At 67.9% G+C, this 12,861-nt stretch carries 13 protein-coding genes; 7 read left to right on the top strand and 6 right to left on the bottom strand.

Annotation, left to right across the window (positions count from 1 at the left end; translation table 11 throughout):
- Positions 1-147: 147 nt before the first annotated feature.
- The 3 genes from J2W78_RS13435 to J2W78_RS13425 form a co-directional block, all read right to left on the bottom strand.
- A complete protein-coding gene (locus J2W78_RS13435) occupies positions 148-2,043 on the bottom strand; it encodes a tetratricopeptide repeat protein (RefSeq protein ID WP_253374035.1) in 1,896 nt (631 codons plus the stop codon).
- Positions 2,044-2,175: 132 nt separating this feature from the next.
- Entirely contained in the window at positions 2,176-2,472 is a 297-nt protein-coding gene (locus tag J2W78_RS13430; RefSeq protein WP_253371195.1) for a hypothetical protein, read from the bottom strand.
- 71 nt (positions 2,473-2,543) lie between these two features.
- Positions 2,544-2,756, bottom strand: coding sequence for a hypothetical protein (locus J2W78_RS13425; protein WP_003597985.1), 213 nt, complete (start codon positions 2,754-2,756; stop codon positions 2,544-2,546).
- A 395-nt stretch (positions 2,757-3,151) separates the two neighbouring features.
- Between J2W78_RS13425 and J2W78_RS13420 the strand changes: the two genes are divergently transcribed.
- Together J2W78_RS13420 and J2W78_RS13415 are read left to right on the top strand one after the other, a co-directional pair.
- Positions 3,152-3,391, top strand: coding sequence for a hypothetical protein (locus J2W78_RS13420; RefSeq protein WP_253371193.1), 240 nt, complete (start codon positions 3,152-3,154; stop codon positions 3,389-3,391).
- Positions 3,392-3,537: 146 nt separating this feature from the next.
- On the top strand, positions 3,538-3,861 hold the full coding sequence (locus J2W78_RS13415) for a hypothetical protein (protein ID WP_253371191.1): 324 nt from the start codon (positions 3,538-3,540) through the stop codon (positions 3,859-3,861).
- Positions 3,862-3,911: 50 nt separating this feature from the next.
- Here J2W78_RS13415 and J2W78_RS13410 read toward each other — a convergent pair whose 3' ends face one another.
- On the bottom strand, positions 3,912-5,246 hold the full coding sequence (locus J2W78_RS13410; protein WP_253371189.1) for an LLM class flavin-dependent oxidoreductase: 1,335 nt from the start codon (positions 5,244-5,246) through the stop codon (positions 3,912-3,914).
- Between the two features lie 165 nt (positions 5,247-5,411).
- On the opposite strand from J2W78_RS13410, the gene J2W78_RS13405 reads away from it, so the two are divergent.
- The 4 genes from J2W78_RS13405 (at position 5,412) to J2W78_RS13390 (ending at position 9,089) form a co-directional block, all read left to right on the top strand.
- Positions 5,412-6,380: an SPFH domain-containing protein gene (locus J2W78_RS13405; protein WP_253371187.1), complete on the top strand. Its 969-nt coding sequence runs from the start codon at positions 5,412-5,414 to the stop codon at positions 6,378-6,380.
- Positions 6,381-6,586: 206 nt separating this feature from the next.
- On the top strand, positions 6,587-8,257 hold the full coding sequence (locus tag J2W78_RS13400; RefSeq protein ID WP_253371185.1) for a cyclic peptide export ABC transporter: 1,671 nt from the start codon (positions 6,587-6,589) through the stop codon (positions 8,255-8,257).
- A 158-nt stretch (positions 8,258-8,415) separates the two neighbouring features.
- Complete coding sequence (locus tag J2W78_RS13395) at positions 8,416-8,691, top strand: type II toxin-antitoxin system Phd/YefM family antitoxin (RefSeq protein ID WP_253371183.1); 276 nt, start codon at positions 8,416-8,418, stop codon at positions 8,689-8,691.
- Entirely contained in the window at positions 8,688-9,089 is a 402-nt protein-coding gene (locus tag J2W78_RS13390) for a type II toxin-antitoxin system VapC family toxin (RefSeq protein WP_253371181.1), read from the top strand. Before J2W78_RS13395 ends, J2W78_RS13390 begins: the two co-directional genes overlap by 4 nt.
- Before the next feature lie 67 nt (positions 9,090-9,156).
- Here the strand turns inward: J2W78_RS13390 and parE are convergent, their stop codons facing one another.
- Positions 9,157-11,220 carry a DNA topoisomerase IV subunit B gene (gene parE, locus J2W78_RS13385; protein ID WP_253371179.1) on the bottom strand — a complete coding sequence of 688 codons (2,064 nt, stop codon included), beginning with the start codon at positions 11,218-11,220 and terminating at the stop codon, positions 9,157-9,159.
- Between the two features lie 353 nt (positions 11,221-11,573).
- On the opposite strand from parE, the gene J2W78_RS13380 reads away from it, so the two are divergent.
- A complete protein-coding gene (locus tag J2W78_RS13380; protein ID WP_253371178.1) occupies positions 11,574-11,765 on the top strand; it encodes a hypothetical protein in 192 nt (63 codons plus the stop codon).
- Positions 11,766-11,789: 24 nt separating this feature from the next.
- On the opposite strand, the gene J2W78_RS13375 is transcribed toward J2W78_RS13380, so the two are convergent.
- On the bottom strand, positions 11,790-12,830 hold the full coding sequence (locus J2W78_RS13375) for a threonine aldolase family protein (RefSeq protein ID WP_253371177.1): 1,041 nt from the start codon (positions 12,828-12,830) through the stop codon (positions 11,790-11,792).
- Positions 12,831-12,861: the final 31 nt, after the last annotated feature.

The raw sequence follows: 12,861 nt of genomic DNA, 5'->3' as shown, positions 1-12,861 counted from the left end.
GAGGTGCCGCAGCGAAGCGGAGGCTTCGAAGGATCGTCCCGACGTCGCGGGAACCGGAGGATCCGTCGAAGTCCGCGGTCGCAGTCAGGTCAGGACGAGGCGGCCGGTGGGATTGACCCCATGCCGGGCCGCTTCGCTTGCGGTGCTTTACTTACCCGGCTTCTTGTCCGCCGCCCCCGGCGGCTCGCTCGGGGCGGGGGCGCCCTTCGGCAGTTCCGGGTTCTCCGCGTTGTGCGGCGCCGCCACGGGAGCGGGCACGGTCTGCGCCGGGTCCTGCACGGGCGGATTCTCGGCGGTGGCGGTCGGCTTGTCCGGCTCGGGCAGACCGTCCTTCAGCTTGGCGTTGATCTTGGTGAGTTCTTCAGGCTCGGGGTTGAGATCCTTGGCGTGCTGCCACTGGAACTTGCCTTCGAGCCGCCGGCCGGTGCGCCAGTAGGCATCGCCGAGGTGGTCGTTGATGGTCGGGTCGCCCGGCTTCAGCTCGACCGCCTTCTCCAGCTCGCGCACCGCGTCGTCCCACCGGCCGAGGCGGAAATAGGCCCAGCCGAGGCTGTCGATGATCATGCCGTCACGCGGAGAGAGATCGACGGCCTGCTTCAGCATGGTGAAGCTGTCGTCGATGTTCATGTTCCGATCGACCCAGGAATAGGCGAGGTAGTTGAGAACCTGCGCCTTGGCGTTCGGCTGGGTCGGCGGAACGAGGCTGAGCGCCTTCTTGAGGTCGGCCTCGGCCTTCTGCCACTCGCCGGCCCGCTCGTAGGCCGTGCCGCGGAAGTAGAACAGCGTCCAGTTGTTGGCCTCGCGGCCGGGCTCGATCAGATTGATCGCGCGGGTATAGGTCTCGGTTGCCTCGGCGAACTTTTTACGCGCGCGCTGCACGTTGCCCAAGGCCGAGATGACGTCGACGTTGTCGGGGTGCGCCTTGAGCACGGTGTCGAGGTGCTGGAGCGCCTCGTCGCCGCGGCCCAATTGCTCGAGGTTAAGACCGATCTGGATGTCGGCGTTGAGCTTGAGCGGCGAGGAGGCCGGGATCTGCGCATAGGCCTCGTTCGAGCGCTCGACCTGCTTCATGCGGTCGAGGGCGTCGGCGAGCGTCAGCCGGCCCACGGCGTGGTCGGGGGCGAGGTAGAGCGCGAGCCGCAGGTAGACCACCGCGGGAAGCTCGTCGCCCTGCGTCGAGCCGGCCGAGCCAAGCCCGTACAGCACTTCCGCCGCGCCCTCCTGGGCGGAGGCGATCAAGGGGGCGAGGGGCTTGCCGGCCTTCAGCTTGTCGAGGGCGTCCACCACAAGCGGGTGACGCGGCATCACCTTCTCGAACTCGCTGTAGGCGTCGATGGCGAGATCGGTGCGGCCGATGCCGGCCTCGAAGCGGGCATAGCCGTCGACGATGCGCAGGGTGTTGTGGTCGGCGTCGTAGGCCGCCTTCAGCTTGCGCTCGGCCTCCGCCCGGTCACCGATGACCGAGGCGATCAGCCCGGCATGGTAGTCGCGGAAGACGTTGAAATAACGCTCGCCGCGCAGGCGGTTCAGCGTCTCGTAGGCGCGCTTGCCGTCGCCCGCGCCGGCATAGGCCCAGGCGGTGAGCAGCGTCCCGGTGAGGTCGGCGGCCGCACCCCGGCCGCTGCGGCCGAAGCTCTGGCGGGCGGGGCCGTACTGGCCGGCCTTGAGCTGGCGGACGCCGAGGGCGAGCTGGGCGAGGCCGTTCGAGCTTTCGCGGGTGGCGAGCCGCTCGGCGGCGCGGAAGGCGTCGGTCATGGCGCCGTCGGCGAGAAGCGACACGAAGGCGCGCTCCAGAAGCTCGGCGTTGCGCGGATCGCCCTTCACCGCCTCGCGGTAGTAGCTCGCGGCAGCGGCCGTGTCCTTCGAGGCACCGGCGATGTAGGCGGAGAGGAAGTTGCCCTCGAGCGATTCCGCCGGCTCATACTCGGAGAGTGGTGAGGATTCCCGCGGCTGCATGGAAGCGGCCGGCAGGGTGCCGAGACCGGTCGAAGCAAGCAGCAGGGTGAGCGCGGTGGCGCTCCGGCGGGCGGCGTATCCGAACATGGGCACCAGTCACGGCTCCTTCGCGGGCCCGACGGACGGAGCTTCCTCCGGCCGGTCCCGGTTTGGCGGGGGACACTGTACTCTTCCCGCCATGTCCGCAAGGCGAAAGGATGGCGCGGGGGAGGGGGCCGCTCAGGTGCCGTCGCCGAGCTCGGCGCGGGCATCTTCCACGAGTTGGGCGAGGCCGGCATCGACCTCCTCGCCCAGAAGCGCCCGCTCCGCTGCGGTCAAATCCTTCGCCCAGGCGCCGCTGCCGAACCCCTCGCGGCATCGCACGCGCTCGGCCTCGATGAAGGCTTGGGTTTCCTCGGGCCGCTCGCGCATCGCATGCATGAAGCCGAACCAGGCCGTGCGCTCGACCACCGCGAGGCGGGCCCGCAGGCCCACTGCGACGGCGCGCGCCGGATCGACCGTTTCATCCTCTGTCATCGGTGCCTCCCAAAGCATCGCCCCGCAGGGTCGTTGCCGTCCTTCGGAAGATGACTGCGCGAAAGCGAAACCTATCGAGGCTTCCGCTGTTCGCAGCGCGTCTTCACATAGGTGTCGGCGCCCGAGCCATGGCCCGCGCTCGCGGCCAGGACCGGGCCCTGGATCAGGCATTCCTGAAGTGTGTGGGCCGGACCGATGATGACGTCCAGAGCGGTCTCCCGCGAGCAATCGGGCATCTGAACGCTGGACGCACAGATCAAGGCGACGACGAGGATGGAATTCATGGGGCCGGCCTCCCTGCCGGGGATGTTCTTCGCGTGATCGGAACGCGCGACGCTCCGGCGAACCTTTGCGACCGGCGGGTCAGCGATCGAACGTGCTGCCCGCTGGGCGAAACCGGAGAACACCCCGAAAAGCTGCCCCGAGCCGATGCGTCACAGCAGCCCGGTCGTGTTTTGCCGAGCGGGATGTCTGCGCTCCGATCTGGCCAGATGCCCCGTCCCACGTCGTTCCGGCCCATGAGGCACGATCGACAGCGCAGCGGCAGGCTCTAGCTAAGTCATTGACTTTTCACGTGTTTCCCGCACCATCAAAAGGTTGCCCCAAAAAAGTCGCAAGAGGGTCCTGTCTTCGCGGGGATCGGACAAGTCGTGACCGGCGTCGTAACAGGGAGGCCGCAATGTCTTTCGATATCGTTCTGACGCAATCTGCGCAGGAAATCGCCGCGAGAAGTGGTGTTCTTCCCGCTCTCGAAGAACGGACGCGGGGCGAAATCGCAGAACTACCCGGCGAAGGGCTCGAAGAACTCGAGCGCCGCCTGTTTCATGCTTTCGCGCTCGACGACGGGACGGAGGTGATCTGCTCGTTGACGGCCGATGGCGCCGTGCGGATCGATGCCTGCGAGGCCGAGGCGGCGTGATCCTTCTCTCGGAACCGTGAAGGGCAGGCCCGGATTGCTCCTCCCGCTTGGAGTGCCCGCCGAAACGCGCGCCATCGACCGCCTTCCGACGGTTCGCGGCGAACGGGTCGCTTGCGGCACAGCCCCACATCTGGCGAGGAGGAGACATGTCCCAGGAGACCGTCGGCGTCGAAGCCGACTTCACGAGCCGTGAAGCGGCCCACGCCGCCAAGGATCGCCTCGTGCGGGCGGGGTTCGCCCGCAACAGCATCGATATCGACCGCGAGGGCGACACCTACATCGTCCATCTGCCGACGCGGGAGGCGAACCGGCAAAGGGCCGCGCGCATCCTGCGGGGCCGCGCCGTGATCGAGAGCGCCAAGAGCACCGGCTGGGCCGCCGCCGACACGCTCGGCAGCAATCGCCTGCTGACCCTCGGCCTCGCGGCGCTCGTAGGCTTTACGATCTACGGGATGACGAACCGGCGCTGACCCGAGCCGATCGGCTCTCCGCGGGACCGTCGATGGGTTCGGCGGGGAGCCTATCGCGTCTCGAAGAAGCGGTTGCCCGGCCGCTCCAGGCCGAGATGGTCGCGCAGGGTCGTGCCCTCGTATTCCGTGCGGAACAGGCCGCGCCGCTGGAGTTCGGGCACCACGCCCGCGCAGACATCGTCGAGCCCTTCCGGCACGAAGGGGAACATCACGTTGAATCCGTCGCAGGCCTCCCCCTCCAGCCACTCCCCCATCCTGTCGGCGATCTGCTCCGGGGTGCCGACGAAGCTGAGCCCGCCATAGCCGCCGACGCGGCGGGCAAGTTCGCGCACCGTCGCGCCCGTGCGGCGGGCATAGTCCACGATCTGCGCCTGTCCGCTCTTGCTCGCATTCGATTCGGGGATCTCGGGCAGCGGCGCGTCGAGGTCGAAGCCGGTGGCATCCGTGCCGAGGCGGACCGAGAGGTTGGCAAGCCCGCTCTCGACCGGCACCAGCGCGTCGAGCTGCGCCTTCTTCTCCTTCGCCTCCGCCTCCGTGCCGCCGACGACGACGAAGGCGCCGGGCAGGATTTTGAGGGCGTCGCGGGACCGGCCGGCCGCTGCCATCCGGCCCTTCACGTCGGCGTAGAACTTCTGGCCGGCCTCCAGCGACGAGGCGGAGCCGAACACCATCTCGGCGGTCTCCGCCGCGATCTGGCGCCCGGCCTCGGAGGCACCGGCTTGCACGATCACCGGCCAGCCCTGCACCGGCCGCGCGACGTTGAGCGGCCCCTTCACCTTCAGGAATTCGCCCTGGTGGTTCAGCGTGTGGAGTTTTTCGGGATCGAAGAACAACCCCTGCTCGACATCGCGGACGAAGGCGTCGTCGCCCCAGGAATCCCACAGCCCGGTGACGACCTCGTAGAACTCGCGGGCCCGGGCGTAGCGGGTGGCGTGGTCGAGATGCGCGTCGCGGCCGAAGTTCAGCGCCTCGTCCGGGTTGCCGGAGGTAACAAGGTTCCAGCCGGCGCGTCCCTTCGAGATATGGTCGAGCGAGGCGAACTTGCGGGCCACATGGTAGGGCTCATTGTAGGTGGTGGAGGCGGTGGCGATCAGGCCGATCCGCTCCGTCACCATGGCGAGCGCGGGCAGCAGCGTCAGCGGGTCGAACGAGGTGACGGTGGCCGAGCGCTTCAGCGCCTCCATCGGCATGTTCATCACCGCCAGATGGTCGGCCATGAAGAAGGCATCGAACTTGGCCGCTTCCAGGGTGCGAGCGAAGCGCACGAGGTGGTCGAGGTTGAAGTTCGCGTCCGGAAAGCCGCCGGGATAGCGCCACCACGCGGTGTGGATGCCGATGGGACGCATGAAGGCGCCGAGATGGAGTTGTTTCCGAGGTTCACTCAACGGGGTTCTCCGATCGCATCAAGCCTTCGGTGCCGCCGATATGGTGCGCCGGCTCGGCCCGGCATCATCACCCATGAACGCGAGTTTCGCGGATGCCGCCACCCTAGGATTGAACGCCTCGCCTTCGTAAGGTTCGGGCCGCACGGAGATACGAGGGAAGCGAGCATGGCTGGAGCGAGCGTCACGCAGGATGTGCCCTATCGCGCCCTGAACGGCTGGCTGGCGCTCTCCATCGCCATCCCCTGCCTCGCGCTGGCGGCCCTGAGCTTCCTCGGCGGCGGCGTGCTGGTGCTCGGCCGCGGCAGCGTCGGGCCTGCCTTCCTGCTGGTCTCAGGCGTGGCGCTCGCCATCGGGATCGTGCTGCTGGCCGGGCTCATCACCCTCAAGCCGCGGCAGGCGGCGGTGCTGACCCTGTTCGGGCGCTATCACGGCACCATCGCCCGCGACGGCTTCTGGTGGCGCAACCCGCTGACCGCCGTGGCCAAGGTCTCGCTCGCCACGGAGGCGCACGAGACGAAGATCATCACGGTCAACGACCTGATGGGCAACCCGATCACCATCGCGGCGGCCGCGATCTGGCGGGTGCAGGACGCCGCGCGCGCCACCTTCGACGTCGGCAGCTACCATGACTTCGTTTCGCTCCAGGCGGAAGCGGCCCTGCGCAACATCGCCTCGACCCGGCCCTACGACCACGAGGAGGCGGAGAATGTCGGCGACGAGGCGGGCGATGCCAAGCGCCGGCTCGCCGAGAAGGCCACCCGCGTCGCCTCGCTCCGGGCCGACCGCGACGCCATCCACGCCGACCTGATCACCGAACTCGGCCAGCGGGCCGCGGTGGCGGGCGTGGTGGTCGAGGACGTGCGGATCACCCATCTCGCTTACGCACCGGAGATCGCGGGCGCGATGCTCAAGCGCCAGCAGGCCGGCGCCATCATCGCCGCCCGCCGCCAAATCGTGGAGGGCGCGGTCGCCATCGTGCGCGACACCATCGCGAGGCTGGAACAGCCGGAGGACGGCCATGCCGGCATCGTCTTCGACGATCAGGGCCGCGCGAGCATGGCGCAGAACATGCTCATCATGATCGTGGGGGACCGCGAGGCGACGCCGGTGGTGAGCGTCGGGGCGAAGCCGTAGCGCCCTTCAGCGCGAGAGCCGAAGGGGATCGTGTCGGCGAATCACGCCTGTCATCCAAGTATCGTCGAAGCGAGAATTTGCAAAACCCATCCCGGTGATGGGTGACCTGTGCCGGATCGGCATTTCACCGTCACCAAACCTATCCTTACTGCCAACACCCCAGTCATCGCAGCAGGCGGTGACCTCACTTGGAGGAATCGGCAGGCATGGGGCAGGACGGCGCAATCCTTCGTCACTTCAGGCATGACGCGATCCGGCTGCTGCGGCCGGTCTGGCCGTTGGTCGCCGTCGCGACGGCGCTGGGTTCCATCGGCGGGCTCGCCACCGCTGCCGCGCTCGCCAAGATCAACCAAGCCTTCTACGGCGAGGGGGGGCTCGCCGACGGCGTGTTGCTGGCCTTTGCCGGATTTGCGGCCTTAAGCGTGGTCGGCACCTTCGCAGCCAGCCTCGGCAATGCCTATGCGGGGGGCCGCATCCAGGCGGCGCTCAGCCGCGACCTCACCGACAAGATCCTGACGGCGCCGATCGAGCGGATCGAGCGCCTGGGCAAGCACAAGCTGCTCGCCTCGCTCCAAGGCGACGTCAGCACCATCTTCACGGCCATCGCATTCCTCTCGCCGATCGTGGTCGCCGCCGGAACGCTGATCAGCTGCGGGGCCTACATGATCCTCCTGTCACCCGCCCTCTCGGCGGTGACGGCGGCGGTCCTGATCCTCGAGAGCCTCGGCGCGAACGCCCTGCGCCGGACTATGCTCCGGCACTTCGAGGAGGTCCGCAAGAACCGCGAGGCGACCCAGAAGCACTACCTCACCCTGACAGAGGCGGCGAAGGAGCTGCGCATCGGCCGCGAACGCCGGCTTCACCTCCGCAACGTCGCGCTCAAGGCCTGCATCGAGCAGGCGCGCCACCTGATGACGCGGATCGCCGTCATCCAGCAATCGCTGTCGATGCTGAACCAATCAACCAACTTCCTGCTGTTCGCCGGTCTCATCGCCTACAAGGTTCTGGCCGGCATCAGCGCCGCCGAACTCTCCGGCTTCGTGCTCGTGCTGCTCTACATCCAGGCGCCGATCGCGCAGCTCATCCATTTCGTGCCGATGATCGGGCAGGCCCAGGTGGCCTACCGGCGCATCGCCGAGTTCACGGAAGAGGGAGCGGAGGCGGAAGCCGAGCTTCTCACCGCCGCGCCGTCGGAGCCGGCCCGCCGCATCCGCGAGATCACCCTGCGCGGCGTGAGCCACGGCTTCCCGGCGGCCGGGGACAAAGCGCCCTTCACCCTCGGCCCGCTCGACCTGACGATCCGTGCCGGCGAGATCCTGTTCATCGTCGGCGAGAACGGCTCGGGCAAGACGACGCTGATCAAGCTCCTGCTCGGCCTCTACCCGCCGCAAGCCGGGGACATCCTGCTCGACGGCGTGCCGGTGACGGCGGGGACGCGCGACGCCTACCGCCAGCACTTCTCGGCGATCTTCTTCGACTACCACCTGTTCGACGAGTTGCTTCCCACTGACGGCACCGGCCCGGAGGCCGCCCGGCCCCTGCTGGAACGGCTCGATCTCGCCGAGAAGGTCGATGTCGGCGAGGGGCGCTTCTCCACCACCGATCTCTCGACCGGCCAGCGCAAGCGCCTCGCCCTGGTCCAGGCGGTTCTCGAAGGACGCCCGGTTCTCGTGCTGGACGAGTGGGCGGCGGAGCAGGACCCGACCTTCCGGCGCCGGTTCTACGAGGAACTCCTGCCGGACCTGCGCCGCGCCGGACGAACGCTCATCGTCATCAGCCACGACGACCGCTACTTCGCCGCCGCCGACCGGGTGCTGCACCTCGCGGATGGGCGGATCGTGGAGATCACCGAGAAGGCGATGGCCGAGCCAGCCTGACCGTACGGCGAAGCTGGATGGCGCTGTGGTACGGTGCGGCGGCGGTCTGATCCAGCCGCCTCACGATACTGATGAAGGGCGGGAGCTTCCGGCGCTGGCATGACAGCACCTCTTCAGTGTACGCATCTTGCGTACACTCGTGCTCCTGAAGGGTTGCGATGAGCGAACCGAAACCGTACGGCGCGCCGGAACCGCAACGGCTCGGAGTGCGCGAGTTCCGGGGCAACATGGCCGGCTTTCTGCGCCAGGTTCGGGAGGGACGCTCGTTCCTCATCATGTCCCGCAACGAAATCGTCGCCGAGCTTCGGCCGCCCGCAGCCCCAATCCGCCCCGGACGCCAACCTGGAACGCTGCGCGGCCAGATCCGCATGGCCCCCGACTTCGACACACTCCCGCCCGATCTCCTCGCGGCGATGGAGGGCGAGGCGGAGTGAAGCTCCTCCTCGATACGCACGCCCTTCTCTGGTGGCTGAGCGATGACCCGCGGCTGGAGCAGCAGGCGCGCACGTTGATCGCCGATTCGCACACCAGCGTCCTGGCCAGCGCCGTCTCGCTCTGGGAGATCGTCGTCAAGGTTCGGATCGGGAAGCTCGATGCCGAGATCGATGCGATCGTTGGGGCGATCGGGCGACAAGGTTTCACGATCCTACCGATCGACCCAGCCCATCTCACGGCGCTGGCCGGCCTTCAGCGCCTGACGGATCACCGCGATCCGTTCGATCACCTGCTCATCGCGCAAGCGATCGCGGAAGGCGCGACGCTCCTGTCGGAGGATCGCAACATGCCGCGCTATCCGGTCACCCTCCTGACCTGCTCGGACGGGCCGGGCTGACGGGGCAGGTGCTTCGAGGCGCATCGATCGCGACAGGCCGTTCCGCCCGTCGCGATGCCGGAGCGGATCAGATATCCAACTCCGTCCCGTCCGCGAACGACGCCCGCTCGGTGATGAAGGCGAAGCGGGCCTCGGGCTTGTTGCCCATCAGGCGCTCCACCGTATCGCCGGTCGATTCCCGCGCCTCGTCGAGGATCGCAACGCGCAGGAGCGTGCGCTTCCTCGGGTCCATCGTCGTCTCCTTCAACTGCGCCGGCATCATCTCGCCGAGGCCCTTGAAGCGGCCGATCTCGACCTTGCCGTTCTTGAACACGGTCTTGATGATCCGCTCCTTGTCCGCGTCGTCGCGGGCATAGGCCGATTTCGCGCCCTGGCTGATCCGGTAGAGCGGCGGGATCGCGAGGTAGAGATGCCCCTTGTCGATCAGCTTGGGCATCTGCCGGTAGAAGAAGGTGATGAGGAGCGAGGCGATGTGGGCGCCGTCCACATCCGCGTCGGTCATGATGATGACCTTCTCGTAGCGCAGATCCCCCTCACGGAAATTCGCGCCGGTGCCGCAGCCGAGCGCCAGCGTCAGGTCCGAGATGAGCTGGTTGGCCCCGAGCTTGTCGCGGCTGGCGGACGCCACGTTCAGGATTTTCCCACGCAAGGGGAGAATGGCCTGAGTCGTGCGGTCCCGCGCCTGCTTGGCGGAGCCGCCGGCCGAGTCGCCCTCGACGATGAAGATCTCCGAGCGTTCCGTGCCGGCGGCCGAGCAATCGGCGAGCTTGCCGGGCAGGCGCAGCTTGCGGGTCGCGCTCTTGCGGGCGACCTCCTTCTCCTGGCGGCGGCGCAGACGCTCCTCCGCCCGGTCGATCACCCAGTCGAGCAGCTTGTTGGCCTGGGCGGGCGAGGCCGCGAGCCAGTGGTCGAAGGCATCGCGCACCGCCGTCTCGACGATGCGGGAAGCCTCGACCGTCGCGAGCTTGTCCTTGGTCTGGCCCTGGAATTCCGGCTCGCGGATGAAGACCGAGAGCATCGAGGCGCAGGTCGCCATCACGTCGTCGGTGGTCACCGCCGTCATGCGCTTGGCTTGGTTCACGCGCTCGGCGTGTTCGCGCAGGGCTCGCAGCAGCGCGACGCGCAGACCCGCCTCGTGGGTGCCGCCCTCCGGCGTCGGGATCGTGTTGCAGTAGGAATGCGAGACGCCGTCATCGGCCACCGTCCAGGCCACCGCCCATTCGAGCGAACCGTGCGAGCTGGGCTTCGTGATCTTCCCCGAGAAGATGGAATCGAGGACGAGCTCCTTCCCCTCGATGTCGCGAGCGAGATAGTCCGAGAGGCCGCCGGGAAAACGGTGCACCGCCTCAGCCGGAACATCTTCCAGCCCTTCGAGCAGGGCAGGGGCGCAGCGCCAGCGGATCTCGACGCCGCCGAACAGGTAGGCCTTGGAACGGGCCATCTTGAATAGGCGGCGCGGATCGAACTTGAGCGAGCCGAAGATCTGCGCGTCGGGGTGGAACCGCACCCGCGTGCCGCGCCGGTTCTGCACCCGCCCGATCGTCTCCAGGCTTCCCTGCGCATGGCCGCGGGAGAACGTCTGGCGATAGAGGGTCTGGTTGCGGGCGACCTCGACCTCGAGCACGTCCGAGAGCGCGTTGACCACCGAGATGCCGACGCCGTGCAGGCCGCCCGAGGTCTCGTAGACCTTCGAGTCGAATTTACCGCCCGCGTGCAGCGTGGTCATGATGACCTCGAGCGCCGACTTGCCGGGGAATTTCGGGTGGGGATCGACGGGAATGCCGCGACCGTTATCGGTGACGACGAGAGAGCCCGATTCCTCCAGTTCCACCTCGATGAAGCTGGCGTGGCCCGCGACCGCCTCGTCCATCGAGTTGTCGATCACCTCGGCGAAGAGGTGATGCAGCGCCCGCTCGTCGGTGCCGCCGATATACATGCCGGGCCGGCGCCGCACCGGCTCCAACCCCTCCAGCACCTCGATCGCCGAGGCGTCGTAGCCGGCCTCCGCCGTTTCCGGCACCGGAGATTGCGCCGGAGTCGGCGCCACGGGGGTGAGGCGGCGGCGGCGCTCGGCCTCCGCGGCGGGAGGCTTGGCACCGGGTCCGAACAGGTCGCGTGCCGGATCGCTCACGCGACGGCTCCTCGAATCGGGTCGGAGACGGGCTGCATGGCTCTTCATACCTTCGTTGTATCGGAACAAACAGGAAACAAAAAGCCTCCTGTCCGCTTCCGCCGGTCGCAGTACCACGATGGCCGGCCGTGTTCGAAGCCCGACCGTCCTGCCAAGCCCGGCGCAGTGTCATCTCAGTGATGCGGGCGGATGGTTAAGAGTGCCTCTCGAAGCCTGCGCCGGGCGGCAATCCTGCGGCCGAAACGAGGCAGCGAAACGTTAAGAGGGCGTGGCCCAGGATGGCAGTGGGAACAGAAGACGGTTTCCGGACGTTAACTCGCCAAGGTCAGCTTGACCGTAAGGGAGCCACGCCGATGACCCCCGCCGCCGCCCAAGCGCGTCACCTCTCCCTCATGCGCCTGGAACAGGCCGCAGGCCAAGCCTTTGGCTACACCGACGAGCCCGAGCCGACCGCATCCCGTTCGACGATGCTGCTCTCGTCATCGGGTTTTGCCATCGCCACCGTGGCGACGGCTCTGGCGGCCACCATCACCTACCTCGTCTGATCGGGCCGATATCCGTCACAACGATCACGCCGCCGCGGGCAGGGCGCAGAGGCGAATGTCTCGCGCCAGCGCATCGACCCGCGCCGGCTCCGAGTCCCAGGCGAACATGAAGCGGGACGCCCCGCCGATGAAGCCGTAGAACTGCCAGCCACGGGCGCGCAGCGCCTCTTGAACCGGGGCAGGCAGGTTCAGGAACACGCCGTTGGCCTCTACCGGTGCCGCGAGCGAGATTCCCGGCACGTCGGCAATCCCCCGCACGAGCCTGTGGGCGCACGCGTTAGCGTGTCGGGCGTTGTCGAGCCACACCCCGCTTTCCAGCATGCCGACCCAGGGGGCCGAGAGGTAGCGCATCTTCGAGGCGAGCTGGCCCGCCTGCTTGCAGCGATAGTCGAAATCCTCCGCGAGCCCGCGGTCGAAGAAGATCACGGCCTCGCCCACCGCCATGCCGTTCTTGGTGCCTCCGAAGCAGAGGACGTCAACGCCGGCCTTCCAGGTCAACTCGGCCGGGGAGGCGTCGAGCGAGGCGCAGGCATTGGCGAAGCGCGCGCCGTCCATGTGCAGGCGCAGGCCCGATGCGCGGCAGACGGCCGAGATCGCCGCAATCTCGTCAAGGGAGTAGACCCGCCCCGTCTCCGTCGCCTGGGTCAGCGTGACGGCTCGCGGTTTCGGGAAATGGATATCGCTGCGCTTGCCAGAGATCGTCCGCACGACCTCGGGGGTAAGCTTCCCGTCATCGGTGGCGGCGGTGAGCAGCTTCGAGCCATTGGAGAAGAATTCTGGCGCGCCGCATTCGTCGGTCTCGATATGCGCCGAGTCGGCGCAGATCACGCTGTGGTAGGATTGGCAGAGCGAGGCCAGCGCCAGCGAGTTGGCGGCCGTGCCGTTGAAAACGAAGAAGACCTCGCAATCGGTCTCGAACAGCCGCCGGAAACCGTCGGCGGCGGCCTGCGTCCAGGTATCGGCGCCGTAGGCGGGAGCGTGCCCGGCATTGGCCGCCTGCATCGCGGCGAGAGCCTCTGGGCAGATCCCGGCGTAGTTGTCGCTGGCGAATTGCTGCTCGGCCACGGCACGCTCCGGCTTCATATCGGCAAAAAAC

Origin of the sequence: Methylorubrum extorquens, from assembly GCF_024169925.1 — a bacterium.
Classification (GTDB): Bacteria; Pseudomonadota; Alphaproteobacteria; order Rhizobiales; family Beijerinckiaceae; genus Methylobacterium; species Methylobacterium extorquens_A.
The sequence above is the reverse complement of the archived record's forward strand: the minus strand, read 5'-3'. Positions and strand labels throughout refer to the sequence as shown.